This window comes from Sphingomonas sp. SDUR79, from assembly GCF_056821745.1.
Map to the genome: position 1 here is coordinate 2,912,726 of NZ_JBPDIN010000001.1, position 26,431 is coordinate 2,939,156.

22 protein-coding genes and 1 tRNA gene are annotated in these 26,431 nt (G+C 60.7%); 6 read left to right on the forward strand and 17 right to left on the reverse strand.

Annotation, left to right across the window (positions count from 1 at the left end; translation table 11 throughout):
- From ACRYLO_RS14295 to ACRYLO_RS14320, 6 genes are all read right to left on the reverse strand, one after another.
- Nucleotides 1–168, reverse strand: a complete 168-nt coding sequence (locus ACRYLO_RS14295; protein WP_482660775.1) for a hypothetical protein — start codon at nt 166–168, stop codon at nt 1–3.
- A 72-nt stretch (nt 169–240) separates the two neighbouring features.
- Nucleotides 241–960, reverse strand: coding sequence for a Crp/Fnr family transcriptional regulator (locus tag ACRYLO_RS14300; protein ID WP_482661750.1), 720 nt, complete (start codon nt 958–960; stop codon nt 241–243).
- Nucleotides 961–1,271: 311 nt separating this feature from the next.
- Nucleotides 1,272–2,963 carry a TniQ family protein gene (locus ACRYLO_RS14305; protein WP_482660776.1) on the reverse strand — a complete coding sequence of 564 codons (1,692 nt, stop codon included), beginning with the start codon at nt 2,961–2,963 and terminating at the stop codon, nt 1,272–1,274.
- Nucleotides 2,963–3,871 carry a TniB family NTP-binding protein gene (locus ACRYLO_RS14310; protein ID WP_482660777.1) on the reverse strand — a complete coding sequence of 303 codons (909 nt, stop codon included), beginning with the start codon at nt 3,869–3,871 and terminating at the stop codon, nt 2,963–2,965. The genes ACRYLO_RS14305 and ACRYLO_RS14310 overlap by 1 nt, the downstream gene beginning before the upstream one ends.
- Nucleotides 3,868–6,147: a Mu transposase C-terminal domain-containing protein gene (locus ACRYLO_RS14315; RefSeq protein ID WP_482660778.1), complete on the reverse strand. Its 2,280-nt coding sequence runs from the start codon at nt 6,145–6,147 to the stop codon at nt 3,868–3,870. The genes ACRYLO_RS14310 and ACRYLO_RS14315 overlap by 4 nt, the downstream gene beginning before the upstream one ends.
- The gene (locus tag ACRYLO_RS14320) at nt 6,144–6,857 is read right to left on the reverse strand and encodes a hypothetical protein (protein WP_482660779.1); all 714 of its coding nucleotides are present in this window, start codon (nt 6,855–6,857) and stop codon (nt 6,144–6,146) included. The genes ACRYLO_RS14315 and ACRYLO_RS14320 overlap by 4 nt, the downstream gene beginning before the upstream one ends.
- 427 nt (nt 6,858–7,284) lie before the next feature.
- On the opposite strand from ACRYLO_RS14320, the gene ACRYLO_RS14325 reads away from it, so the two are divergent.
- Both ACRYLO_RS14325 and ACRYLO_RS14330 read left to right on the forward strand, forming a co-directional pair.
- Nucleotides 7,285–7,464 carry a hypothetical protein gene (locus ACRYLO_RS14325; protein ID WP_482660780.1) on the forward strand — a complete coding sequence of 60 codons (180 nt, stop codon included), beginning with the start codon at nt 7,285–7,287 and terminating at the stop codon, nt 7,462–7,464.
- Between the two features lie 57 nt (nt 7,465–7,521).
- Entirely contained in the window at nt 7,522–8,091 is a 570-nt protein-coding gene (locus ACRYLO_RS14330; protein ID WP_482660781.1) for a hypothetical protein, read from the forward strand.
- A gap of 345 nt (nt 8,092–8,436) precedes the next feature.
- Here the strand turns inward: ACRYLO_RS14330 and ACRYLO_RS14335 are convergent, their stop codons facing one another.
- A complete protein-coding gene (locus tag ACRYLO_RS14335; RefSeq protein WP_482660782.1) occupies nt 8,437–9,330 on the reverse strand; it encodes a helix-turn-helix transcriptional regulator in 894 nt (297 codons plus the stop codon).
- Nucleotides 9,331–9,842: 512 nt separating this feature from the next.
- Here ACRYLO_RS14335 and ACRYLO_RS14340 point away from each other — a divergent pair.
- A complete protein-coding gene (locus tag ACRYLO_RS14340; protein WP_482660783.1) occupies nt 9,843–11,789 on the forward strand; it encodes a hypothetical protein in 1,947 nt (648 codons plus the stop codon).
- A gap of 118 nt (nt 11,790–11,907) precedes the next feature.
- Here ACRYLO_RS14340 and ACRYLO_RS14345 read toward each other — a convergent pair whose 3' ends face one another.
- The 7 genes from ACRYLO_RS14345 to ACRYLO_RS14375 all read right to left on the reverse strand — a co-directional run bounded on the left by ACRYLO_RS14345 (nt 11,908) and on the right by ACRYLO_RS14375 (nt 22,140).
- Complete coding sequence (locus ACRYLO_RS14345) at nt 11,908–14,442, reverse strand: GIY-YIG nuclease family protein (RefSeq protein ID WP_482660784.1); 2,535 nt, start codon at nt 14,440–14,442, stop codon at nt 11,908–11,910.
- Nucleotides 14,435–16,054 carry an Eco57I restriction-modification methylase domain-containing protein gene (locus tag ACRYLO_RS14350; protein ID WP_482660785.1) on the reverse strand — a complete coding sequence of 540 codons (1,620 nt, stop codon included), beginning with the start codon at nt 16,052–16,054 and terminating at the stop codon, nt 14,435–14,437. The genes ACRYLO_RS14345 and ACRYLO_RS14350 overlap by 8 nt, the downstream gene beginning before the upstream one ends.
- Nucleotides 16,038–17,018, reverse strand: coding sequence for a DNA methyltransferase (locus ACRYLO_RS14355; RefSeq protein ID WP_482660786.1), 981 nt, complete (start codon nt 17,016–17,018; stop codon nt 16,038–16,040). Before ACRYLO_RS14355 ends, ACRYLO_RS14350 begins: the two co-directional genes overlap by 17 nt.
- The gene (locus tag ACRYLO_RS14360) at nt 16,988–19,228 is read right to left on the reverse strand and encodes a GmrSD restriction endonuclease domain-containing protein (protein WP_482660787.1); all 2,241 of its coding nucleotides are present in this window, start codon (nt 19,226–19,228) and stop codon (nt 16,988–16,990) included. Before ACRYLO_RS14360 ends, ACRYLO_RS14355 begins: the two co-directional genes overlap by 31 nt.
- 508 nt (nt 19,229–19,736) lie before the next feature.
- Nucleotides 19,737–20,660, reverse strand: a complete 924-nt coding sequence (locus ACRYLO_RS14365) for an ankyrin repeat domain-containing protein (protein ID WP_482660788.1) — start codon at nt 20,658–20,660, stop codon at nt 19,737–19,739.
- Nucleotides 20,661–20,730: 70 nt separating this feature from the next.
- Nucleotides 20,731–21,216: a DUF3592 domain-containing protein gene (locus ACRYLO_RS14370; protein WP_482660789.1), complete on the reverse strand. Its 486-nt coding sequence runs from the start codon at nt 21,214–21,216 to the stop codon at nt 20,731–20,733.
- A 15-nt stretch (nt 21,217–21,231) separates the two neighbouring features.
- Nucleotides 21,232–22,140 (reverse strand): hypothetical protein, encoded by a 909-nt coding sequence (locus tag ACRYLO_RS14375; protein ID WP_482660790.1) that lies wholly within the window; start codon nt 22,138–22,140, stop codon nt 21,232–21,234.
- A gap of 203 nt (nt 22,141–22,343) precedes the next feature.
- Here ACRYLO_RS14375 and ACRYLO_RS14380 point away from each other — a divergent pair, with 203 nt between their 5' ends.
- Genes ACRYLO_RS14380 through ACRYLO_RS14390 form a run of 3 tightly spaced genes read left to right on the forward strand, consistent with a single transcriptional unit; the run spans nt 22,344 to nt 25,119 of the window.
- A complete protein-coding gene (locus ACRYLO_RS14380) occupies nt 22,344–23,423 on the forward strand; it encodes a sensor histidine kinase (protein WP_482660791.1) in 1,080 nt (359 codons plus the stop codon).
- Nucleotides 23,420–24,163, forward strand: coding sequence for a LytR/AlgR family response regulator transcription factor (locus ACRYLO_RS14385; protein ID WP_482660792.1), 744 nt, complete (start codon nt 23,420–23,422; stop codon nt 24,161–24,163). Before ACRYLO_RS14380 ends, ACRYLO_RS14385 begins: the two co-directional genes overlap by 4 nt.
- Nucleotides 24,160–25,119, forward strand: a complete 960-nt coding sequence (locus ACRYLO_RS14390) for an alpha/beta fold hydrolase (RefSeq protein ID WP_482660793.1) — start codon at nt 24,160–24,162, stop codon at nt 25,117–25,119. Before ACRYLO_RS14385 ends, ACRYLO_RS14390 begins: the two co-directional genes overlap by 4 nt.
- On the opposite strand, the gene ACRYLO_RS14395 is transcribed toward ACRYLO_RS14390, so the two are convergent.
- The 3 genes from ACRYLO_RS14395 to ACRYLO_RS14405 all read right to left on the reverse strand — a co-directional run bounded on the left by ACRYLO_RS14395 (nt 25,110) and on the right by ACRYLO_RS14405 (nt 26,423).
- The gene (locus ACRYLO_RS14395; protein ID WP_482660794.1) at nt 25,110–25,490 is read right to left on the reverse strand and encodes a hypothetical protein; all 381 of its coding nucleotides are present in this window, start codon (nt 25,488–25,490) and stop codon (nt 25,110–25,112) included. The two genes, ACRYLO_RS14390 and ACRYLO_RS14395, sit on opposite strands and share 10 nt — an antisense overlap.
- 85 nt (nt 25,491–25,575) lie before the next feature.
- A complete protein-coding gene (locus ACRYLO_RS14400; protein WP_482660795.1) occupies nt 25,576–25,881 on the reverse strand; it encodes a hypothetical protein in 306 nt (101 codons plus the stop codon).
- Between the two features lie 466 nt (nt 25,882–26,347).
- A tRNA-Phe gene (locus ACRYLO_RS14405) sits at nt 26,348–26,423 on the reverse strand.
- Nucleotides 26,424–26,431 lie beyond the last annotated feature (8 nt).

Here is a 26,431-nt window from a genome sequence, read left to right on the forward strand (position 1 = left end):
TCACCCGCGCTCGACGATGCCGAGGTCAAGCTTCTCGCCCGCCGCCCCGCGTTCATACCGCTCGGCCATCGCCGTATGCGCACGACGGACGGCGGGGTCGGTTGCCGCCGCCGCGCGGGCGCGCTCCTCGGCGGCGCGGGTTCGATAATAGTCGAGATCGGATTGCATGGCCTGTCCTCCTGTTGCGCGGGAGGGTAGCGCGCCGCGATGGGTGATCCGGCTAACCGATGTTAATCGCCGTCAGAGCGGGTCGGGGTCGAGATACAGATAGTCGGGATCGAATTCGGCGATTGCGCGCAACGCCGCCGCATCGGTGATCTCGACCCGCCCGGCGCGGAAGGTGACCACCTCCATTTCGCGCAGCCGCCGCAGCGAACGGTTGACGTGCACGGACGTGAGGCCGCGGCATTCGGCCAGGTCGGCCTGGCTGAGATCGAGCGCATAGCCACTGGCGTCGGCGAGCCCGACCATCTTCAGCCGCACCTGCAGCTCGCAGAACAGGTGCGCGATCCGTGCGAGGGCGTCGCGGACGCCCATCGACAACACCCATTCGCGATGCATCGATGCGTCGAGCGTGGTCGAGAACCAGTAGAGCCGCCCGAGCCGCGGGAAGTGCTCGACCAACTCCGCGATGCGGGCGTGCGCGACCGGTGCGACCCGGCACGGCGTCAACGCCATCAGCGCATGATCGAGCCGCTTCAAGGTAAAGCTGTGCAGATCGGCGAAGTCGCCGGGAACGTGCAGCGCGGTAACTTGGCGCTGGCCGTCGCGCAGATCCTTGTAGCGGGCAGCGATGCCGTCGAGGATCAGGGTGCTATGGTCGAGCCGGGCTCCCGCCTCGATGAAGCTGCTGTGCGCTGCGACATCGCGCGCGGGGGCGATGGTCGCGCGGATCGCCTGCTCCTCCGCTACGCTGAGCGCATGCCGGGCGCGGATGCGGGCGATGTGGCGGTCGATCATTTCGGTCACGACGCATGAACGCGCTACGCCCGGCTTGGGTCCGCACCCGCCGGACATGGCCGAGAAGCAGCCAAAACCCGCCGGTGCAGGCCGCGACGCTTTCAATCGATGTCGTTTCGTCCATAAGGGGTCAACTTCGAGGGAAGTTTCCGAGGGGCAGCCTTGAGGTGCTGTCCTACCTCAAGTCACATTGGTGCTCATAAGCGGTAATCTTATCGCGATTTTTCTCCATAAGGCGTCATTACGGGAAACGGGCGCATAAAAAAGCCGGCCCTCGGCCGGCTTCGCTTGGTGACAGCAATTTTTTGCCTCTAGGACCGGCGGGATTCCACGAGGTCCAGCGCATCAGCGACGCTGTAGAATCGCTGCCGCAACTCTCGGGTTGGATATTTCCAGGTCTTCGTTTTGGATCGAATGCGAGGATTGTCTTCGAGATACGGCAGGTGTCGGCCAGGCCAGAGCTCTTCGAGAAGTGCGTACACCTGCCCCGAGCGATAGAATGCGTCGCGAGCGCGAGCCCGCGAGGCGCGCTGTTCTGGCGACCGCATGAGCAAGCGCGCAGACGACGCAGCGTTCCGCGCGCATTGGACCAAATCACGGCGACAGATTTGGAGTGACTGAAGCCCGCCGCCGCCCTTATCGGATAAGCGCTTCACACGAATCCGGCCGGCGAGAACGTCACTCAACGCGTCTGATCGTCGATAGTGTTCGTTGTAGACGAAGCGCGTGCTCCAATCCTTGCTCGACAAGCCATCTTCAAATTCGCTCGATTCGAGCTTCGAGATCGTCGTCACCGTCGCGTCCACCGAAGCCATGCTGACCTTCCTGCCCACCATTTCAATCGCGCCAGCATCAACCCACGCCGAGATGCAAAGCAGGTTGCCGCCCCTGCCTTCCAAGCGCCGAAGAGCATCGGCGACATCGATCGGAACATCTCCCTTGACGCTGACCTTCGGTCGACGACGGCCGTCGATGTAAATGCCGCGCTCCTGAAACAGCCAGTCCTCCAGCGCATCATCGATCACCCGAATCACTGCGCCATCCGCAGATTTGATCCGGCCCAGCAGACGATGTCCGGCAATCGTCGCGAACATCGCGTGCACGGGGTGACGCTGTGACGGTGCAGGATTTCGGTCAGCGAGCGACGAGAAGAGCGCGCCAGCCCCTGCTGGCCAATCGTGCATGATTGGGTCGGCGGCGCTCACGATTTCTGCGATTTCGGACACGCCAAGGTCTGCGCTCATCGCAGCGCCGGTATACGGACGCTCAACTGCACTCGCCGGCGGATCCGTCTCCGGTGAGGTTGTTGCCAGGATGCCGATTTTAGAGGCGACGGTAAGCAGCGAGTCCAAGTCGAGTTCGGAAAATGGGGGAGGCAGTCGGCGATGACGGCCGGCCGATCTACCCTGGGCATTTGGTTCGTGCCCCAACTGGCGCATGATCGTTTGCGACATGGATACAGCCCCCTCGGGGGCGATCGATGCCGCCATGTCCGTCATCTCACGACCACACACGCATGCCCATGCCTTGGTCTTCAGCGCTTGTTCGATGGGGCGACCGCATTCGTCGCATTTTTCGACCAGAAGAGTGCGATGCCGGGGGCAGGCGCTCACCTGGAGCAGCTGCCAGGCCTGGTAGTGGATTCGTTGCTCTGGAGGGCCATCTTCCGCGAGGCAGGCGGGGCAGAAACGCAAATACTGCGTCTTCAGATAGCCTGCGTGCACCAGATGTCCCAGCACGACCGCCGTCGCACCTCTCCGCACACCATCACGTCCGGTCCAGCGCATGAAATCAAGATCCGCCGGCCCAAGGCCCGCCAATTGGGCCAAGCGCGAGAACTTCGTCCGCGAGCTTCCCGGCACCACCTCGTTGAGGCCAGTGACGTCCCGAAACGCTCCCAAGCTCTCATATCTGGTGCACGCTGCGAAACGGCGTTCGTAGCCATAGATGCTTTCTCCCACCGCTGGGATAGGGCGGCGAGGGAAAGGAGTAGCCACGGTCATCACTTGAAAATCCCGTTTCGATCGAACGGATTGCCCTTCACGTCCGGTATCTTCGGCAGGCGGTGATAGCCCGCGGCCAGATCGTCCCAAGTGATGAGCTTGCCGCTATTGCCGAGCGCCCGATTGACAGCGACCCGCAGGATCGCCCGGAGCCTGCGCAGGTTTCCATCGGTGCACACAAACAAGGTACGGGCCGTTTCCTTCTCGGAAAGTTCGGAGCGTTCGTTGAACGGGAGCTGGAGATCGATCTTCGCGAGCAACGCCCGCCAGGCGAAGCGGCTACCCGAATCTTCCCAGTCGTACGTGGTGATCACCGTCGGCTCTTCCGTGAGACTGTGCAGCTGCTCGTCGGCCTGAATGATCTGCACCGTCTCAGGCATGCCTGCGAGAACGAACGGAATGTTCGTCGACTTGACGATGTCCTTGAGCCAGTCCGCGACCTCGCTCTTCCCCTTTCGACCCTCATCGCGGACATGCTGAAACTCGTCGGCGATGACGAGCTCGGTCTTGAGGTCGATGAGCATCTCCTTGATCCGCTGCGTGAGCGCCGTTCGGCTACCACGGAGCGAGCCAGGACCGGCGAGGGCCGCCAAAAACACCTCGGCTGCGCCTTTCAGTGTCGGGCTAGGTGGGAATGGGACGTAGACCACCGGACGGGTGATCGTGACGACGTTGCCCTCGACGACACGCTCCTGTGGATTATCCTCGGCGTAGCGCTTCAGGAAGGCGCTCTTGCCCACACCCTTCTCTCCGACAACGACGAGACACATCGCCTCGGCGCCCTCCTTGGAACCGTCCCGCAGTTCCTGCATGGCGCTGACGAACTCGTCGGTGAACCCGCGTGGTACGAAAATCGCGTTGGCAACTTCCTTGCGCGCTTTGAGAGAGACCGCCTCCCAATCGGTCATGCTTTCACCTCATCACTGTAGAAGTCGAAGTCATCATCAGCCACAGGCAAGGCCGCACTCGGCATTGCGATCCGCGGGCGGCTGCCAGGTTGCGCTCGTTTCCGTGCCGTGGCTGGTGGAGGATCGCTACGACGCTTGAATTGGCGGCCGGTCCGTTTCGAAGACCGAACAGTCCGCGAGGGCTCCACGAGCTCGATCTCGTCCTGCATGGGTGCAACGGGTACACCCCAGCTGTTGTCTAAGCTTTCGACAGCGCGCCGCTGGCGTTCATCCTCGGGGCTGCCGACCGGCGTTGTGCGTATGCTGTCGCCAAACGGCGCAATGCCGCCAATCTGCCGAACGCGGGCGTTACGGGCCGCGCTGCGAATCTTCTTCGCGCCCGGCGTATCGCGATCAAGGCTGGCGATCAGCTTGGCCTTGGCTGCATCGAGGGCAGGAAGATCGATGGATTGGATTGCCGCATCGCGCAGCGTCTTGACGATTGAATTGTGAGCCCAGACCGAAAGGCCGCGGGCGTACTCACGCGAGCGGGCCTCGACAGGCACTCGCAGATGCATTGTCTGCTGCCCTCGCGCGTGTGGCAGATACACGTGAATGTGGTCGATGCTCGATGGATCGTAACGGAATCGCACCACGACATCGCCGCGAACATCACGCGACGCTTTGAGAAATTCATGGTTCGACAGCAGCGCCATCAGGTCTGGCGAGATGTAGAAGAGATGCTTCCACCTGATGCCATCACGGCGAAGCGTCCGGTGCTCGATCCGCCCGAACAATGGTAGGAGCTTTTCGACGTTCTCGACCTGCCGCGGCATGTAGCTCGCGATCTTCTTGTTCCACAGCTGGATCGGAACATCCCTGATGCCGTGGTGATAGCGGCGCATATAGACATCGATCAGCCAGTGATGGAGCCGCTCAAGCAGCTCCTCGTAGGTGAGGACGGCGTTCTTCCTTGGATCGTAGTCGTCCCGAACCACAACATTGGAGAAGGTCGTGCCCCGCTGCTCCTGCAGTAGCGTGCGGTTGAGCGTACCCAGCATCCGCTCGATCCCGCCTTTCAGCCGCCCCTTGCGTCCCGCCTTCGCTTCAATCTCTTTGATGGGAAGATCGACGCCGAGTGCCTGCATGTCGTGGTTGATGTTCTCGGCCCCGCGATCGACCGATAGCTTCTTCGGGCGCCCGAACGATGGCCACGATCCACTGATGTCCCAGGCGCCGGCTTCCGCATAATGTTGCACATAGGTCTTCGGCAGGAGGCCATTGCGCATGCACTGCATGACCGTGTGCACACTAGGCGGATCGAAGCCGACATGCATGCCCCAAGGCATGGCGGTGCAGCGATCGACGCCGATCACGATCGTCGGTCGTCCCAATGGGGCGCCGGTGAGCCCGTCCACGAGGAACAAGTCGCAAGTGGTGTGATCCATCTCGATTTCGTCGAGCGGCTGTTCCGGCCGTGTGCGATAATGAACTGGGCCAACCGCGTCGTACGCCTTGTCCGCCCCATGGCGCCTGCGCAAAACTTCATCGCGCGGAAGGCTTGCGATCGCGTTATCGATAGCCGTTCGCCCAGGCAGCTTAAGCTGATCCTCGGGGGTTCGCAGCTCGTTCGCCAACCGCACCTTATGGCGAGCGACCGATACTACCGTCGTTATCGACCGACGTTCGGGCGTAAGGTAAACCTCCTCGATCACATGGTGAATGATCTTGGAGACCTCGAAGCACACGCGTGAGGTCCGGTTTCCCTTGAATCCATGCTGCGGCACGTAATCTGACACCGAGGTATCGGATGAGATTCGGCCTCCGGCAGCAGCACGAGCGTCCCCCTTCTTCATCCATCGCTTGACGAGATACGGGGCTGGCGGCTGGGGGTCCTGAATGCGCTTCGCGACGTGTGCGATGGCGGCCATCAGCTCCGTAGTCGCAGGCCGATATGTCAGGCGGCGCAGCTTCAGCTCATCGGTGTAGGCCATGATCCGACGCGCATCGGCAACCGCCGGACCGGGCAACGTCGCCAAGTCGGCGGTCGCCGCCGCGTATTCCTGATCCTTGGCCGAGGCATTGCCTCGCACGATTTTCGCTTCGCCAAGCCCGATCAGCCCACCCAACTCCTCATCGGTGCGGGTGAGCAACTCACCATTGCGCGGATCATGAAAGTCGAGCTGATCGCCGCGCCGCTGTGCTAAAGCCCAACTCGAGCCACGATAGACAAGACGATCCGCTAGCGTGATGTCGTACCGCGGCGTCAGAACCTTTGCCTGGGCCACGCGCGTCATTTTCCGGTCCCCCGGACGCGCAGGTTGAGGAACGGCATAGGTGCGGCATCGGCTCGGGGTGCCTTGATAGCTTCGTCGACCGTCACGAAGGGTAACGTCCGCGCACGAACCGGCCCGGAGTTGCGATTCCATACGACGCTGTCCAGCGTCAGCAGCTCTGTGACGTCGAAATCAACGATTCCCGCGGCGATCATCGCAAGCAGGTCCGGCCATGAGCCACGCGCTCTGGGCCCGTCGACGTGCACCGCTGTTCTTGCAAGCAGATCCGATGCTGTAAGGGCCCCATCATCAAGGATCGCAGACGTTCGCAGTCGCAGGTCGAGGTCAATTTCGTCATACGGTACGAGCTCGCGCCAGAGCATGTCGGTATTCGAGCGAAGCGGCTCCGCGAGCAGCGCGCTTTCCAATGTAACGCTGTAGCGCCAGCCCGGATGGCGTTCGACCTCATCGCGGATCGCCAACAGCTCGGACTGGACGTCCGGTTTCCGGCATTCCGCGTCCTGTTTCGTTTCATGTAGCTCGGCACGCCCGTCGATCATCACGGCGAAGTCGGGAGCACGCCTTCGGATCCGGCCATCTTCTGGCACGCGCAGCAAAGTCGGCTGAGCACGCACTTTGGCGACCCGCGAATCGAGCTGGGCAACCTTCAGAAAGCGAACTTCGCAAGACGACTCCGCAGCGCGCATGCCGAGCGGCAACGTGGAGTACACAAGGGCGGTATTCCTCCGCCGACTGCGAGTATGGACTCGCCGCACGGGTTCAGCCTCGACGGCGATGCCCGCTGGCCATGCCGACACGTGGTTGGCTACGTCACCAATCTCGCCATGCCGCCGCCGACGGTACACCCTTTCAACTGACTTCTTATAATCTCCGGACACTGCTATCTCGCCTTTCCGGCGATTCATTTAATGCATGTTTTTGCGGAGTGCTAGTACAGCTAAACTAACACTGCTCTTTTATCGGTATTCCACGAGATGTGCACTTAGGACAAATCTTTAGTATAGGTATAGTGTTCTTGGAATTGTGAGCTATACTACGATTTCACTTGACATTATTTACGGATGGCGCGTATAAACATGGCTCGCTTACTTTGAGCGATATCGTCGCCAGTGAGAGCTCTTGCGCTTCCGTTTCTCCATGATCGGTTCATCCCAAGTTCTGATCGTGCAGATGCCGGTTGGAAGTATGGCCGAACTCGCGACTCAAATGGGCCAGGGCCGCTTCCTTGTTGGAGAATTGCTCGAGGCCGACGGCTGTGAGGTTGGCTGCGATGTCTTGATTGCAGTGTCGCGGGTTCAACTCGTCACCGAAGCGTGATTGTCGCAGGCAACCGCGCTTCTTTAATCTCCAAAAACAGAGAGAGAGAGAGAAACTATGCCGCAGTTTCGGGCCACCCAAGTGTCCTTCCGCTCTCGCGAAATCAAGGCGCTTGTCGACTTCTCCAGTTTCGGGGGAATTGAACTTTACGATGAGTATAAAAGACATGGCCTATTTAATACGCACGACTTGGATGTCGCCGCTGCGATCGGCATTCCCATGCTCGGCGCGCTTACCAAGGCGGGCATTCCGAAGGGGACGACGTCTCGTCATTTTGGGGAAGTGGTATATGAAGGTCTAACCAGCCTGGGGATCAACTTGGACCTTTGGCGTTTTCCGGGCGCGCCAGAGGAAGCTGAGCAATGTCGACAATGGATCGCGACCGGAACACTGACGGAGCGCAAGCGTAAGATACAAGAACTCCTGGGAATTCAGGAGCGTCGATCGAGCCGCTATCTGCTGGTCAACGGCGAGGGTGCCTGCAGCACAACGAATAGCTTGGCTGAAGTCAGTGAGCCGTCGATCTTTGTGATCAATGCCTTCGGTTTTGCGGACAAAGTGAGGGCTTCCCGTTCAGGTGCTCTTTTCGCCCTTGAGCGCGAAGACCGCTTATCGCCTAGCCGGTAAGGCGGCCTGCCAGTTGGTGACGTGTGGCATGGGGCGGTTGCACAAAGGTTTGCGCAATCGAGTCTCCAGCCCGTTCCCCCAGCCTCCCAACCGCACCGACGGGCTTATGGCTTATCCGAATCGAGGGCGTTGTCAGCGCGCCTTTTCGCATCCTCCTCCATCGTCGCTTCCAGGCCAATCCAGAAACTTGCTGGCCTCTTGCTAGAGGTTCGAAATCGCCGAGTGTGAGGAAATGGATCTTCTGGCACCTCGTGTGCCGGCTTGTCATCAACTAGCCGATGACCAGCGGCGGTGAGCTTTTCACGAAGAGCGCGGAGGGATCGAGGGCCAGGGACCTTGGGGGATTTAGTCATCCGATTTCTCCCACGCAGCTTCAAGTTCGATCAGAGGAAACTCGATCAGGCGAAGCATGTTTGCGTTTGAGAAGCACTCGAACTCGCCCTCCTTAGCAGGGAGATCGATGAGGCCCAGTGGTGCCCCAGCTCCAATGTATAGAAACAGATCGGCAAGCGACGCCCGATCGGCTTCATAGCTGAACTTCTGCCCATCCGTGTAATAAAGCGTAGTGTACAGTAAAAGGTCGCGAAGCTCCGTAACGCGGTCGGAGTATCCGCAGCGATGGATTTTGGACCAAACCTCTTTCTGCACCTTCTTTGGGATGCTAGTGAAGAACTTGTTTTCACTCTCTAACTCACTTTCAACCCAGGCTGCCATTGCTCTGTAGATTTCAAGCGACGTGACTTCTTCGTCCAGACTTGACGCGAACTGGAAATCATTGACGGGCTCGCCGCTGGCATCGTCGAGCAGCCAAATACGCTGCATCTCCTTCGGACGAAACGCCAAGGCTCGGTTGTTAAGTGTCAACGCCACCAACCAGCCTGAAACGTCATGGCCGGTTGCCAAGTTTTGACGGACTCTCGACGCCTGTCCTTCCGACACAGGATACCAGTTCGTGAAAGCTGCTCCAGGCAGTCGCAGCCCGATATGACCCCAAGGGTAGCCAGCTTCGCCGATCAGATCGTCAAGGCGGTGGCGAGCCGCGAGCGAGGCGGGACCGGGCCCAAGGATGTGGTCTACACTACTTTGAAAAATGCGCGCGATTTCGCGAAGGGCTTTATGTGGTGGCTCCGCCTTGCCACTTTCCCACCGAGCATACGTTTGCTGCGAAACGCCAAGTTGAACAGCAACCTCTCTCTGGGTGCGGCTGCTGGCAGTACGCAACTCCTTCAAACGGCTCATTACATCTCCCTTCTCCTGATATTTAACACGTTATCTGTGTATACATACACTCTTTATGATAGATAGAGCAAAAGAAGGTTAATTAATAAGTTTGTAGATGGGTGCCGTATCGCCGATCATAGAGTTGATGGCACCCTCTGTTGGAGCGCGCCCGCGTGAGCTCTCGGCATCACGCCGATTGCAGAATGTTCCTGTATTGTTCTAATAATGGTGCCTCGCCGATTCGCGGTGACCCGACCTTTTGGAGCTTGAGCATGGAGCATGATCTCCCGCTGCGTGCGGCTGCGCGCGCGATATATGACGCCTGCTATCCCAGTGAGGATTGGGCACCCGTCGGCTTCAGCGAGGCGGAGCGATACCGCACTACGCATTATCGCCAAGCGATCGATGCTGCGCAGAAGGCACGCTCTCTTCTGGCTCAGCCGTCAGAGCAGCCAACGCTGTTTCCCTTAGCACAAATCGGCATGACGAGAGCGGGCTGAGCAGCCGAGCAATCGCGCCTTCAACATGAAATGAGACAAGTGACTCGACATAAGCAATTGCCAGGCAAATCTGCCGCGCCCGTATGCGTTTCTGGTCCGGCCAAGCGAGGTCGAAAGCCAAAGCTCATCATCGAACATCCGACGCCACTCACGACCGAGTGGGTCGACCCATCAAGTTTCAGCGCAGCGCTCAATCTCCACGTCCGACGGCATGGTGATACGCTCGCCCATTTGCACAATGCGGTAATCCACACCGGGGAGCGCTTTGACCGCAAGATCCTCTATAATTGGGCAAATGATAGCAAAGTGCCCGGGACCACATTCAGTCTGGCGGTACTGGAGCGGATCGAGCATCGATATCGCCTTCCAGCCGGCTACTTTCGCGCCAAGCTACCCGAAACAGGAAAGGCGCCGCGTGGTCATAGCCTTCCAAAGCTGACGCTTGCGCAGCGCCGGCGGTTCGCCTGGCATCTGCCTGACGACTTTGACGCTTTGCCAGCAAAGAAGCGGGCCGAGATCGTCGAATGGGTGGAGCGAGTGATCGTGTCCGGTCAAACCGACTACCGCCAGTTCCTCTCCGACGCGATGAAGAGTCGTTATGCTCTCCGCTTTCCCGGATCGGTGTTGCCAGGCTGGAAGAGCGCCAAGGGTACGCCCCATGCGGACACACGCGACGCGCCGCCTCGACTGGTCGAAGAAGTGACCGCGCTGATGCGGTTCAAGACCAAGGCGCTCACGACGATCGGCGAGCGCCGTATCGGCGTATGGGGCGAGGAAACCGCAAGCCAGAAGATCGAGCATCTGGCGCTGATGTTCGGCGCGCTTTGTGCTGATCCCAACGGGCCACAGGCTGGCGCGGGCCTGCCAATTGAGAACTGTGCAATCGGCCATATGATCCATCCCGCGGTTTGGGACTGGTATCTCGGTTGGCGTGAACGGCGGCGCGGCTTCTTCACGAGTTGGGAGGTGAACATGCTGGCGCTAGTCCTGTCCCTCACCCGAAAGGAAACTGGCTGGCTTTGGCAAAACCCCTCGCTGGCTGAGGGCCTTTGCCCAATTTCGGATTTGGTTAGTGCTGAGGATGTCGAGCGGGTGGCCAACGATTGGCAGGGCGCCTGCGAAAAGATGCACCATCACGCGGTGGTCCGGGCTGGCGAGGTTCGACGCCTATCGCGGGTTCACCGCGACCCATTCGAACCGATACTTGCCGTTTTGGACACCGACAGCCCGGTCGGGGTCTATCGTCAGATCACCACCGAGATTCTCTCACGGATGCCCGATGCTCGCCGCCACCCTGTCGCGGCGGCTGAGCTGTCACGCGGTTTCCTCATGCTGCGCTTGGGGCTGCATTTGGGGCTGCGGCAGAAAAATCTGCGCCAGCTCATGGTTTGCCCGAAAGGACAACGACCACGCAGCGAACGCCAACTCGAGCTTGCAAAGCGCGGGGAACTTCGGTGGTCCGACCGCGATCATGGCTGGGAGGTCTTGATCCCCGCAGTAGCGTTCAAGAACGCGACGTCGTCCTTCTTCGGGGGTAAGGCTTTTCGGCTGGTGCTGCCGGATCTGGAGCATCTCTATCGTGAGATTGATCGCTATCTGGGCCGGCATCGCGACTTGCTGCTGAATAGCGCTACCGATCCGGGCACCTTCTTCGTTAAGACGGTCAAGCGGACCAGTAGTGATGCGTCGTACGACCAGACCAGCTTCTACGAGGCGTGGCGGCTGATGATCCAGCGATACGGGATCTACAATCCGTACACCGGCAAGGGGGCGGTCAAGGATCTGCTGCCGCATGGGCCGCACAGCGTGCGCGACGTGTTGGCGACGCACGTTTTGAAGCAAACAGGTTCATATGAGCAGGCGAGCTATGCGATACAGGACACGCCTGAGATGGTTGCCAAGCACTATGGCCGTTTCCTCCCTCAGGATAAGGCATCGATGGCGGCCAAGATATTAAACGAAGTGTGGGCCGCTTGAATGCCCTGCGTGCTTGCTCGTCCGAGTCGATGAGAGGCTAGGTGTGACAACCATCAGTGCTAAATTGCAGGCAATCAGAGCGACGCTCGAGGAAACCAGATGCTGGCCATCGTATGAATCATTCCCGAGCCACGACCGTATCGTACAGCCCGTAGCGAGTAAGCCCCTCGTGGCTGTCGATGCCGGTGTAGCGTAGCGAGGCATCCTCGTAGCGGCGAAAGGCGAAGACCGCTTCGTTCATGCGTTCAGTGTTGAACACCTTGAGCCGCACCAGCAGGTGAAAGTCGGCCACCGATAGGCCGGTGACCGATTGGAACAGCTCTGGCTCCAGCTTCGTGATCACGTCCTGAAGGGTGTTTTCGCGGAAGTCGGTGAGGTACATGAAGGCGGGGATGCGGGTAGCAAACTTGATCAGCTTCTCCTGAACGAGCTTGCGTTTCGACTTGTACTCCTTCTCCTCCTCCGTCAGCTCCCGCTTCTCGGCCGTGCTCAGGTCCTTGCCTTTTGCCTTGGCCTTAAGCTCCTTCACCTTCTCGCTTTTGTTGATGATCGTCTCGATGATGTTGTCACCGAGGTTGCGCCACCCCTCGATCCGCTCAACGGCTGCCAGCGCCTCCGGGTTGTCGAGCACCCGCCGCAACGTCTCGTTGTCCACGTTGACCAGCATTGCCGATTCCCACTTGCGGGCGAGCAGCGTCGCGGAGGTGCCGGCCATGGCGATGTCGAGAATGCCGCCGGCGTCGATCTGCGTCATGTTCGCGCCGTCGTAGGCGAGCACGGGTAGGAACGAGACCAGATCGCGGACGGCATTCTCGGGGTTGGGCTCGCCCGGCGACAGGCCGAGGCCGTATTCGGAGAGCTGCCGCAGCGCGCGTGTCGGCGCGAAGTCGAACACGAAGCACGCCGGCTTCAGGATTTCTTCCTCGTTCGGGTTGTCGCCGTTGGGGTTCTTGATAGACCATGGCGACTGCACTCGGAACGCCGCCTGGAAGTAGGTCTCAGGCGATTTCAGATTCCGCAGCATCAAGATCGACGACCATTGCGGCACCGTCACGCCCGTGGTCAGCTTGCCGCACGAAAGGGTGATGGTTTTCGTGTCGAACCCGCCGCCGATCGCATCGCGCACCGGGCCAAGCGCATCCAAACCAATGCCTGCGGCGGTGCCTGCCGCGACCACGACCTTATAGTCGGACCACCAAGCATTCTGCGGCTCCTCCAGCAGGTTCGCCATCGCCTGACACCCCGCCACGTTCGGCAGAAACCAGAAGCTGTGCTGGAGATAAGGCAACAGCCGCACGTCCGAGTAGGGGAACGGTGGCTTGGTCCCGGTCTTCAGCGCCTCAACCGTCTGCGGCGCATAGGCTCCCCGGATGATGCTGAGCCACTTCTGCACCTCGTCCTTGTGTACGAACTGCGCCAGCACGCGGGTGCCGGTCGCCCGGAAAAACTCGTTCAGATCGAACTCGTCGAACTCTCCCGCGCTGGCGATCTGAAGCAGCTCGTCGGGCATCTGGTACGTGAGCAGCCGCATCTGCGGCAGCGCGCCATAAGGATTGCGCTTGTCGGGATGTGCCTCGGCGAACTCGGCCTTCGCCCGCTGCTCGTCCGTGTAGGTCCAATTGAAAATCTGCTCTTCGATGAACTCGCCGGTGGCGAGCGCCTTGAACGGCGTGCCGGAGAGATAGAGGTAGGCGCGCGTGGTGATGGGGAGGAACTCGGCCTCCTTGGCGGAGAGCATTTCGAGGTCTTCGTTTACCGCCTCGAGATCGGCTTCGAGCTTGGCTGCCGCCTTTACGACCGGCGCCTCCTCGCCCTCAAACAATTCTTTGGCGGTGTCCCGCCACGCGCCGAAATGGTACTCGTCGAAGATTACGAGGTCCCAGTTGATCGCGTGAATCCACTCGTTCTGCGGCTTGATGTTGCCCGCCGCATCACGACCGAGTAGGTCCTGAAACGAGCCGAAATAGACCACCGGCTTGCCCGGCGCGATCTGGGTAGGATCACGCCCCGATGATTTCGACAGATATTGCCAGCCGTCGAAATCGACATGGCTTACGAGGTCGGTCCGCCATGCGTCCTCGACCGCCGGTTTGAACGTGACGACCAGCACCCGCTTGGCCCCGAGCTTCTTGGCGAGATGGTAGCTGGTGAACGTCTTCCCGAACCGCATCTTCGCGTTCCACAGAAAACGTGGAACGGCGCGCATGTCCTGCTGCCAGCGCGAATGGAAATAGGCGTAGGTCTGGTCCACGGCCGCCGCCTGCTCCTTCCGCATCGGAAAGGTCTCGTGATGCGAGCCGGTCAACTGCTGGCCCGAGCGCAACTCCCTCAGCACGGTCTTCACGTCCGCGACGGCGCAGCGCATCCATTCGAGCTGCGGGTTGGCGAAGCCCTTCTGCTTCAGCCTTTCGCGCACGGCGTGGTCGGTGATGATCGCGCCGTCATCGCGCTCGCCGCTTTCATCGAGTTCGATGGTGTAGTTGGTGATGGCAGCGGTCTTGAGCTGCTCCGCTACGCGCTGCTTCACGTCGCGGGTGGTTTGGCCGACCTTCAGGAGTCCGGCGTGCGCCGGGTCGGCGATGGTGTAGGCGTAGATGCGCGGGCGGGATTCGGGCTTGGCAATGAGGATTTCATCGATGTTAGGCTTAGACAACGCCAGCCTCCCAAGGTCGGATCGTTGACGTGATCAGCCCGATCTCCTCTTGGGTGAGCTCATATTTGTCGAAGAGATCGTCATCCGACCAAGGTCGAGAAAAATCCTGAAGAGGGACGAAAGAATAGGCAACCCGAGGAAGGTCTTGAGCGGACGCGCGCGCTGCAACGAGGAAACGGAAGAACCGTGTCGTCACATACGAAAAGCAATTTCGTGCGCTATCTTCGTCGTCATATGTGCCGAGTAAAACGTAGGTCTCGGTCAGCACCGATGCCGGTGGCAAAACGCCGGAGAGCGATAGAACCTTTCGCATGCCGTTCCGGTCTACCTGTCCAGCGTGCTCCGCCGATGACTTCGATGTGAAAACCTTCCACTTGTCGATCAGGTGTGTGTTCTCGACGACTTCGGTACGCGCTGCCCAGGCGCGCCCGCCGCTCTGAAGCACGACTAAATCGTCCAAGTTCACTTTGGCGGGCGTCCCACGGTAAAATGTTCGCAAACCGAAGGGTTTCTGCCCGCTAACCTGCTGATCGAACCTTAGCTCTCTAGGAAGGACTACCCCTTCTTTGCGGGTCTCTTTTCTAACGATTTTCCTCAAGATCGCGATGTGTTCGTTATTGCGGATGAATATGTCACATCCCGGCTCCAGTAGTGGCCGAATGCTCTCACTCTCGTGGCCGCCGAAGCCGTGGCTTACGACGCGGCAATCACCTTGTTTATCACGGTCCCAAAGAAAGTAACAAATACCGCCCGCAACATCGACATTTGGGAAGCACTGCCGGCTGTCCGGAAAATCAACGATCTGCTGAATATGGCGGTCCTCCAGCATGCCCTTCCGGAAGGAGTCTAGGCCGCGCCCGCCGAAGAACCAGCGGGCCGGGATAACCATCGATAGAAACCGGGGTTGTAGAGCCTTCGCCTGCTCCACAAACTTGTTGTAAATGGGAATCGCACTAGCGCCCTGCCCCCCATCGGAAAGTTGATAGGGCGGGTTGCCGATGACCACATCGAACTGCATTTCGGCTCCAAACAGCTCGCCCATGCGAGCCTTGATGTTGTTGGTGTGAATGAACGCATAGGCGTGGTTGTCGAGTGGGGCGGGCCGATTGAATACCTCACGCGGCGCACCGCAGAAGGTGCATCGGGCCTCGCTCCACCGGTGCTCGCTCCGCTCGAACCAGACATTGCCCGCCTCAGTCGTGAAGCTCTTCGCAACCGAATGCTCGCCGTTGGCAAACTTCGAGCAGTAGAGGCTGCGCCGCGCGAGCAGGGCAGTGAGCGTCGTGATGCCGATGCCAAACGCCTGCTTGGTCAAGATGTGATCGACCCGCTCCTGCAGGTCGGGCACCTGCTCGGCTAACCCGGCGATCAGCCGCGTGGTGATCTCGCGCAGGAACACGCCCGATTTGGTGAATGGGTCGAGGAACCGGACGGTCGGGTCTGCCCAGATGTTCGCGCCGCCATTCCCTTTCGCCCAAGCCTCCGCCAGCGTGTCGAGCATCCGGTTGGCGAACTCGGGCGGGGTAAACACCTCGTCGTTCGACAGGTTGGCGATGCAGGTCAGAACGTCGGGGTTGCGCCCGCGTAGCGTGAAACTAGCCTTGTCCAGCATCCACTTCCGTCTCCCCGTCCGCCGCCGCCAGCTCCCGCACCGTCATCGGCGGATAATCCTCGACAGGTGTGAACACCTCGTGCCGTCCTAGCCCCCCAAATAGCGATGCCTGCTCCCGGACGCTCGACTGCCGAAGCTCGCCCGCGCGAGTGAGCGAATCAAGCCGAAAATCCCGACGGTTAAACTTCCCTTTGCCGACGGACGACCATTCAGTAACGCGGATGGGCTGACCATCGGCCGCGACCATCTTCATCGCGTCGCCATGGATCAGATTGAGCGACAGGACGTGGCTGGCCGCCCGGTACAGCTCGTCCTCCTCGTCAATGCCGAGGTAGGCGGCGAACACCTCCAGCATGTTCGCCCGGCACTCGGCGATGTTGTCCGCCAGCAGCTCGATCCCGTACAGGCTGGTGAGCGCGAGCAGCGCATAGTGCCGCTTCTCGAAACTGGATCTGCCATACTTCGCCTCGACGGCGGCAAGCTTGCGCTGGAGGATCGGCAGGAGGAAGTTGCCGCTGCCGCAGGCCGGTTCCAGAAATCGGGAGTCGATCCTCTCGGTTTCACCTTGCACCAGATCGAGCATCTTCTCGACTAGCCACGGCGGGGTGAACACCTCCCCGTGATCGGCAACGCGCTTCTTCGATTTGATCAGACTTTTGGACGACACAACTACCCGCTTGCGCGTTGCGGGCGCGCAACGCAACGGCGCGGAGACATTTTCTGTGATTGCTATCGCCGGATCGGCGGTCGCTGCCCCGCTTGCTACGGCATAGGTGCAGATCAAATCGAGCGACCGGATGACGTGTGGCGGCGGTTGTGCCGCGCCTTCGTCCCACGCCAAAACGACCTCTGCTGGAACGCCGAATCCCATGGCTATCGCTTCGACCGTAAAGCCAGCTTCCTGTCGCCGCACCGCAAATGATTGCGTGATAGTCACGCCGCTGCCAGCGCTTGATCGAACCATTTGATGGCCGCTTCGCCATCATGACGCGCGATGTCGCTGACCGTGCGGCTGTGACGGATGGGATTGCGCAGACCGCAGAGTTGGCCGAAGCGAGTGTTTAGCTGGTCATTGGCCGGAAACACATCCTTGAACCGCGTCTCCCCGCTTGCGGTAATAATCCCCAGCAGCTCGGTGATGTCGGCGAACTCCAGTGCCTGGGCTAAGCCCTTATAGCGATCAGGGTCTCCACCAGGATTACGTTTCAGCTCGGCAGCAATCTTTGGGTCCATCTTCTGCCGGATGTGCCCGGGCAACTGCGCCAGATCGTTGCCTAGCCGGGTAGCAATGAGCGCCCTTAGCGAGAGCTCGATCCGCTCGATCGCCTCATCCAGCACACGCAAGTCGGGCGGCAGGTCCGCGCGTCCGCCGATTAGCTGCGATTGAACGGCATGCGTAATCGTGCGCTGGCGCTCGGTAATGAATGCAGCAAAGTCTTCAGGACCGAAGGGCGCGCGCAACAGGATATCGAGCGCGGCCGGGGACACGAAATGCGTTGCCATCAACGCTTCAACTGTCTCGCGACCGTTCTTTGCGATAAGTTCTGGAAGGTATTGGTTGGGCAGCCGATCACAGATAACCTTTCGATTGGTATCGCTGGTCAACGGCGTTCGATTAAGAATTGTATCGATGCTGTTGCCGCCTAGATTTTTCGCGCCCCAGCTTTTTGGCACGATGTGATGGTCGTCCAGCTCTCCGGCTTGCGGCACCATGCCACTTACCCAGTCCTTCGCCCCCTGGATGACCAACAAGTTGAAGATGGCATTGTAGACGGCGTCGCCCTTCTTCACATAGCCGCGCAGGTCGAGCGTCAAAGCACGCTGGCGGAACTCGGCGATCAGCGCAGGTTCCGCTGCGGCGTCCGCGAACCAAGCGCGCAGGTCTTGAATGTCTCTCGCGGCCGTCGTTTCGCTCGATGCTGAATAGCGGTTCGTGAAGATCGATGCCCAGTACCACAGGCGGAAAGCCCGCTCTGCCGCTAGTTGATTGTCCGCTGGCTGCCCCTTTACTTCCGACAAGGCGGCCGCAAATACTGGGAGGATCGCGAAATATGGAAGATAGTCGGATTTTGTAACACCAAATTCGTGTGGGTGGCGCAGTCGCGCGATAGCATTTTCGAGCGCCTTTACTGCTGCGTCCCAACGCGCATGAAATTCCTCCGGGTTCGACACCATGACCTGTGTCTCGAAACTTCCGTCCTCGGCTCGCGTTTTCCTCTCCACCCCGGGCAAAAGATAGTAGAGATATTGGGGCGACGAGTAGATCTGACGAATGATCGACATGACCTGAAGAATGTAGACGTTCACCTTGCCGCTTTCGATGAACTCTAGCCGAGGCCTCGCCGCGTGCCACATTGCCTTTAGCTGGATACCCTTGGGCTTTAACAACGCATTGAGCAGATCGAAGACGTCGAGCCGGACGCCCTTGCTGTTGATCTGGGTGAAGATGTCGCAGACCTTATCGATAGGTAGCTCTTGATCGAGCGCGATATAGCTGACCTGAAAGGTCTCCGTAATGCTTTTGAGATGCTCACCGAAAGCGACCGCATTCTGCGTATACAATTGCGCGATGGCGCGATCCGCTTCGTTCTCCGCCGCGTCGCCGCGGGCCTCCCAGTGCTTCGCGTAACCCTGCACCCAGTTCGACAAGTCCCATCCGCCTGAACCGACGATCGCCAGCGGGAAGATATGGTTGTCATACTGGCGGTCGGCGTCGCCATAGACTTTCTTGAAGCCGGCGGCGCCTTCGCCGCGCCCAGGGGCGACGTACCAGAAATCGAATGCGTCGTCGTATTGCTCGGCCATGAACTTATCGACGCGCACGAAATATAGCGCACGGTTGGCACGGGTGGGCAGCTTGATGTCAGGTGCGACGAAGGCGTAGTTGATGGCAGTGAGCCGTTGCTGCCCGTCGAGCACAATGTATTCCGCCTTGCCCTCGGGACGCCCGTAAAGCGGAGTGCACGACAGGTTGCTGTAGTGCTCTGCCGTACCTTTCCAGAGCAGCAAACTGCCGATGTAATAGTCTAGGAAAATCGATCTGGTCAGGTCGCGGATATCGCGCGCCTTCCACTCGAAATCACGTTGGAAATCAGGAACAGCGTACCGGCCATCCTTGAGCCGGGTTATCAACGAATTAAGCCCGACATGGTCCGGCTTTTGAGCTTCGCGCACTAATCTGATCCCCCGACAGTATCTTGATTTGATCCAAGGTTAGTTTCCAACCGCTGCGCTGAAAAGGCCAACGGCTGGATATCGGCCAACCTGCAAGGAATTTCTGAGGGCGAGCAACATTCATCAGCCCCGACCGTCCGAGCAGGCGGGGAAATGGCGGCTGTTGGGCCGTTAGCTGACAGTCAGCTCTTGGCTTAGAATGTGCGAAAGCTGCCATGCGCAAAATCGAGTACTCGACCGTTGATCAGTGGGTCGAATGTGGGCGGGGAGCGGAATGCTCACTCTCAACTCAGGCGGCGGGTAAAGCCGACGATCAGATTCAGACCGAAGGGCGGCGAGGTTGATTTCGCTGCTGATCGTCGGACTCCAACGCCCACCAATCGCGTCGGTCGGACGTCTGTCTCGTCTCCTGGAAGCGGTGGCCGGCGAAGCGCAACAAGAGTTCGGCATGCTCTGCCCACTGGGCAAGTACGCAGTGTTTCCAATCCCGGTGGAACTGGGTCCGCTGCTACCAGTAATTGCCAGTCTTTAGACATTGCTGCCATTTGCGCATCGAACGCATCCGGCAGGTGGAATCGGAGCAAAGTGCTGCATCGGCCCGATATTTCTGCTGGCATTCGATATCGCGCGAGGTTGCTGGCTTCGCCGTCGCGACGGAGCCGCCGAGCAGCGCCTTCATCTCAGGCGAGGTGGCGAGTTGCCCCGGACTCTGGCCATCTTTGTTGCGAAGGGCCTTGTTAGCGCCCTTGTTCAGCAGAATCTTTGCCAGCTCGACTCGATCCCGCTGCGCCGCCTGATGAAGCAGCGTCCAGCCATATTCATCTTGTTGGTTCACCGGTACGCAATCTTCGAGCAGACCGGTCAACTCGTCAGGCTTGTTGTACCAGACTGCATCCTTCGCTGCGAGAAACGGTCGCAATGCGGGCGATCGGCTGCTGCTCGCAGGATCGTTGCGCACCATTTCGCACATGCCATTCGACTTGACGGGGGCGGCCTTCGCCGCGCCCCTGGGCGATGCTGCGCCGCCAGCCTCGCGGGTCGGGGCCTGCGCGCCGCCCATCGCCTTGCGCAGTTCGGCTTTGACCGACGTTGAATAGGCCATCTGATAGGGTGTGTACCCCACCGAATTGTTCTTGGCGTTCGGGTCGGCACCGCGGGCAAGCATCGCCTTGACCAACTCGAGATCGCCCGCCTCCGCCGCAAAGTGAAGGAGCGTGTAGCCCTCCTCATTCTCCAGATTGATGTCGAACTGACCGCTGTCGATGATCCTGAGCGCTTCAGCGCTGGATTTCACGCTGATGAGGTAGCGTGCGTTGTTCCATGGATCCACCTGAAGGGTGCGAATGCTACCCGTCCATGCGGCACTAGCGCCTGCAACCAGTCCAAGCGCGATCAGCGTCGCGATGGAAATCATCGTGAAGGTCTTCCGCATAAACTGCTCCCACACCTGGCGCGTACAGGTCGGGACCGCCCGGACCTGTCGCAACGAATTGACGGCGCGCTCAGGCGAGGCCTGCAAGCAGCGCCGCGCCCAACCCCGCAAAACCACCGCCGACGATCACCATTGCCGCCGCGACGAAAAGGCTCGGCTTGTCGAGAACCGGTGCGCTGTCCTGAGGTTGATCGGGGTCGTACCAGAGGTCGATCACCTTGCCCGGCGGATGCGCCAGCAGCCACTGCTGCGCCGGTGGAAACAGCGAGAATCGAAGCGCCGTACAAAGGGCGGTTCGATCCCCCTCGAACACCTGCCCGGCTACGGTGTAGCGATACCGAAGTTTTGGCTCATACCAGGTCGTCGAATCGCCGTCGCTATCGGTACTCTCGCGATCAATCAGTTGCGCATCGATCACTTCCGCATCGGTCCGCTTCCAGTGCGCCCGTGCGCTGGCGAAACGCCGTCCTTGCTTGCGATAGCGGTCGATACCGAACCAGGCGATCAGAATGCCGAGCAGGATCAGGCCCAACGAAACTGCGGTAAAGACGTCCATTTCCTTCCCCCGAACTCAGCTGCCGAACCGCGCGATGCACTGGTCGCCGATCTGGTCGAGCCGCCCGGACTCGGCGACCGCCTTGATCGCGGCCTCAATCCCCTCCGGAGCGGGTGTAGGCATCGCCGAGAACCGCGCGTGCACAGTTCGATAGGCGGCCGCGTAACGCTTCGCGAGCGCACTCGCCTTCGCGTCTTTCGCCAGCCCGCCTTCTTCCGCGAAGCTCAAGACATCGTCGCAGATCGTCAGAGCGGCCGCGTCGTCCGTGGGCAACGCGGTCGCTGCCTTGTCGATCTTCGGATCGCTCTTGCGGCACTCCGCCGCCCATGCCCGGGTCGTACCGGCGGTCATCACCTGCCCGAGCCGCGTGGTGGCGTCGTCATTGGCGGTGGCCAGCTTGTCGGCGCCACCTGCAAGGATCGCAGCCTTGTGCAGCAGATATCCGGCCTGTGGATCGTAGATGATGCGTGCCTCGGCATCCATGTCCCGGCCGCCGAGATTGTCGTAGGCGATCGCCGCCGCGCAAACGACCGTGCGTTCATAAGGTTCGCGTGGCAGCTCAGGAACCGGTTCCTCCTCGATGCCATAGGCTTTGAAGCAGGTGTTGATTGTCGTCGCCCAGTGCGACCCTACCGCCGACTGGATCGCTGCTTCGGTTCCCAGCGCTTTGCCTGGATCCTCGTTGCTTCCCGGGAAAAGCGAGTAGAAGCCGTTCGCATTCGCCAGTTCGCGGCCCTTCGCCGACACCCGATCGAAGCGTTCCTTGTCCTTCGGCGGCGTCGCCCCGATGAGCATTACGCCTGCGCGGGTGCACAGCAAGGCGCGCTCTTTAGGGTCCTCGGGCAGGTCGCCAAAGTCCCGCGCTCCGCAGCCGGACACCAGCAACGAAGCGGAAACGAGCAGAATGATCGGAAAGCGGGTCATAGGCCTCTCGTGCGACGATATTGCTGATCCTGCTTGCAGTCCGGCGGTCCGGGCACGAGTGGCGCGCGACCAGCGGGGCCCTGGCGCCGCCCGGCGGGCCCCAATGCGACAAAAGCGCTTGGCAGCACGACCGAATTGCCGCATTCCCGACAAGGGTTGGGGCGAATTTTCCATAGCGTACAGAGGTTTGCGTGCAGCGTATCTTGCGTAGCATCATGCGTGGAACCGCCATCCGGCTTTGTGCGGTGCTGTGGCTGTTCGGATATGCTCTGGTGATCGGCGGCGCGATTGCTCAAGGGCGTTTTGCGGGCGGCATGATGGTGGCTGCCAATGTCCCGCTGCTGCTGCTCGGCATCGCGCAGGCCGCGGCGCTTAGCCTGCTGCTCGACTACCTGGAGGGACGGGCCGGACACGTAAAATGGCTGCTCATGGCAGCTGCCGGACTGGTAGCGGCGATGATCCAGACTTCAGCCGACCAGGCGCTGCTTCAGCTGCTTGCCCTCACCATAGTGCCAAGCTGGCAAGACTGGGCGGTCGGTATGCAGCCCCAGCGTCTGGTGCTGATGCTGATCCTCTATTGCTGGACCATGTATCTGTCGATCGCGCTCGTCTGGGCTGCGCGCGCGACCGATATGGCCCGGCTGAACGAGGCACGTGCGATAAGCTTTGCCGCCGCGGCGAGCCGTGCCGAGGCGGCGGCGCTGCGGCTTCAGCTCAACCCGCATTTTCTGTTCAATACGCTCAACGGGATCTCCAGCCTGGTGGTGCGGGGACGCGATGACGAGGCGGAAGACATGCTCGGGCGCCTAGCCGACTTTCTGCGTGCGGCGTTGGTCTCGCGACCTGATGCGATGGTGCCGATCGCGCAGGAGCTGGGGACAATCCGCGCCTATCTGGAAATCGAACGCGCCCGCTTCGGCGACCGGCTGAACCTGACGATCGAACTCGACCCCGGTCTGCAGGAACTGCTGGTTCCGAATTTCCTGCTCCAGCCTCTGGTCGAGAACGCGGTGCGCCATGGCGTGGCCGAGACCCAGGGACCGGGGAACATTCGCATCAGCGTGACCGGCGATGGCCGGGTGGCTCGCATTGAGCTGTTCAATACCAGCACTGGCCGCAGTGGTGCAGGACGGGGTCACGGTATCGGCATCGAAAACAGCCGGAGGCGGCTCCAGCTGCATTATGGGGACAGGGCAGCAATCGAACATGGCCCTGTGGCGGACGGGTATCGGGTCGCGATCGACCTTCCGATGGCGGCACACGAACGAGAGAAGGTGGGATGAGGATCGCGATCGTCGATGACGAACCGCTCTCGCGCGAGCTGACGCGCGCATTGCTCAGCGAAGACGGCGGCATCGAGATTGTCGGGGAGGCCGACAATGGTCTTGCTGCTCTTGCGCTGATCGCCAACGCGGCACCCGATGCCGTCATCCTCGACATCAGCATGCCCGGCAAGACCGGCATTCAAACCGCGATCGAGTTGGTGCCGCAGGACATCGACATCGTGTTCCTCACCGCGCACGAGGAATATGCGGTCGATGCCTTCGAACTGGGTGCTGCAGATTATGTGCTAAAGCCGCTCCGCCGGCTGCGCCTCGCCAAGATGTTGACGCGGCTACGCGAGCGCCAGGCCGCCCGACGCGCCGGAGCGCCGGCGCCAATCGCCATGCCAGTCGAATGCCAGGAAGAGGATGTGTTCTGGGTGCCGGTGCGCACCGGGCTCGCGCGCGTCAGCGTCGAGAGCATCCAGCGTGTGGAAGCGGCGCGCGACCATGTCTATTTTCATACCGCCGACCGGGCCTATCTCTACCGGATCACCATGGCGGAGCTGGAATCGCGAATGATCGCCGGTGGACTGATTCGCGCGCATCGCTCGGCCTTTGTCCGGCCATCCGCGGTGCGGGGAATCAACCGGAGAGGGAAGGTTCTCAAGCTGACCCTGGCAGATAACAGCGTGGTCCCGGTCGGACCGCTGTACAGGTCCCAGGTGCTGGCCGCCGTCACCGGGGCGATCGAAGAGTGAGTGGGGCGCAGGTCGGGGCGCTGCTGCGGCGGCGGGTGCACGACGATGCGTCGGTCGGATGGCACGAGACCGACGATGCCTACCCGCTTCGCACATTCCGGTGGGAGGCGGACGCGCCGCGCGGATCGATCTTGTTCCTGGGCGGGCGCGGCGACTTTTTCGAGAAGTATCTCGAGGCGTTCGGGCATTGGCGCGCGCGTGGCTGGAATGTCGACGCCTTTGACTGGCGCGGGCATGGGGGGTCGCCCCGCCTGACCGCAGACCCGCTGATCGGGCACAGCGGGAGTTTCGCGCGCCTTGTTGCAGACCTCGCCGACATCGCCACAGCGTGGCGGGACCGCACAGCGGGACCACATGTCGTGATGGGCCATTCGATGGGCGGGCATCTGCTGCTGCGCGCGCTGGTCGAACGCAGGATCGTGCCCGATGCGGCGGTGTTGCTCTCGCCAATGATCCGTATCCGTACACCGCTCGGCGTCCGCCTGAGCGAGGTCATCGCTTCCTGGCAGGTCCGTCGCGGCAATGGAGCGCGCGGGCCGTGGAAGGAAAGCGCGAGCGCGGCGAACCAGATCGACAGCATGTCGATGATGACGGGAGACCTCGAGCGGTATCTCGACGAGCAATTCTGGCTGGACGAAAATCCGGCATTTCGCCTGGGGCCGCCGAGCTGGAGCTGGCTGGCCGAAGCGTTTTCCTCAAGCAGGGAGCTGCGCGCAAACCCGGAGGTTGGGGGTCTGCATATCCCTTTGCTGCTGATGGTCGCCGATCGCGACCGCCTGACTCATAGCGGGGCCGCGCTACGCCTGATCGGGCAGCTTCCGCATGTGACCGTGCGTCGGTTCGGCAAGGGCGTGGCGCACGAATTGTTGCGCGAGCGAGAGCCGATTCGGAGCGCGGCAATGGCGGCGATCGACGACTTTCTCGCCGCGATCGCCGCCCCTGGGGGTCAGTTCTGAGTCCAGACCCGCAGGTTCAGCCCCCCCGCTGAAACGACGTTGCCACCGCCTGCCGACACGACATTGCCACCGCCCGCCGCAACGACGCCGCTGGCACCGTTCACCACCGGATAGTCTCGGCCGTTTACGTTCACGACTGCATGTCCGTCCTTGATCGTGATCCGGCTGCCCCGCGGTGCCTGGATCGTGACCTGCTTCTTCTTGTAATAGGGGTACTGCGGCCCGTTGTTGTTGTCCCAAGGGGCACAGCCCCAAACCAGAATGTTGACCACGCCGTTGCATCCGGTGCCGGCGTGAGCGGGGGAGGCGAAGCCGATGGCGGCCGCTGTGGCCAGTCCGGCCAAGGCAAGCTTGACAGGCGTTGAAGTCATGATGGTTTCCTCGCTGAAGTGAGGGGTGCCTTGTCATTCGCTAGTCGCTGTCTTGGCCAGCAGGGCGCGACGGCAATGCCCGCGCTTACGACGAAGATGCGTCTGGACGGGATTCGGCTATGCGGGCGAATAGTCGCAGCAGGCCTTCCAGCGCGCACGCGATCCCGCCGCCCACTGCTGCGCCCAAGAGCAGCATGACCGGGGCGAACAGCGCGAGCGCGAGCCACTCGCCCGGCGATTGAGGACCAGCCGGACTCTGTGCACCGCAACAACGGACCGAAGCCACTAGGCTGACAAGCGCGACAATCAAAAGTTCGAACGACGCGAAGCCGATCCAGCCGGCCAGCTTTGCGGACCGGCGCAATACATATGCCTTGGATGAGATCGTCATCGTCGTTCGATGCCACGCACTGCAACCGGCACCAGCTTTTCGTCACCACTGCGGACGGATTCCGCACGAAACGACGAAGCCGCCCTGAAACGCGATGAAGGTGCACGGGGACTTCAGCGCCGCTTTTCCCCAGCATGGAAGCGCACCAAGGTCCTGAGCCTTGAACTCAAAAACCATCCAGCCGTCACTCAACTCTGAATTAACAGACGGCTGCTTTCTGGATAATGCCCGCGCAGGCTGAATGGCGAGTATGGGGCGCGTAGCGGACGTGTGACAATGTTCCCGCTCCGAGCCGCAATGACCCAGGTAGCCAAGGCACCATTTCCTCATAACCAGTAATTTCGCGAAGTGGTCGATTTTGCCGTCTTTCGTGGCAATCTGATTAGTTCACTTCTTATGGGGCGCGAAATTCACCTCTTATGGGCGAAACGACAATCGAAGGCGCGGATCAGAAAGATGCGGATGATGGTGCCCGGGGACGGAGTCGAACCGCCGACACTGCGATTTTCAGTCGCATGCTCTACCAACTGAGCTACCCGGGCACGGGATG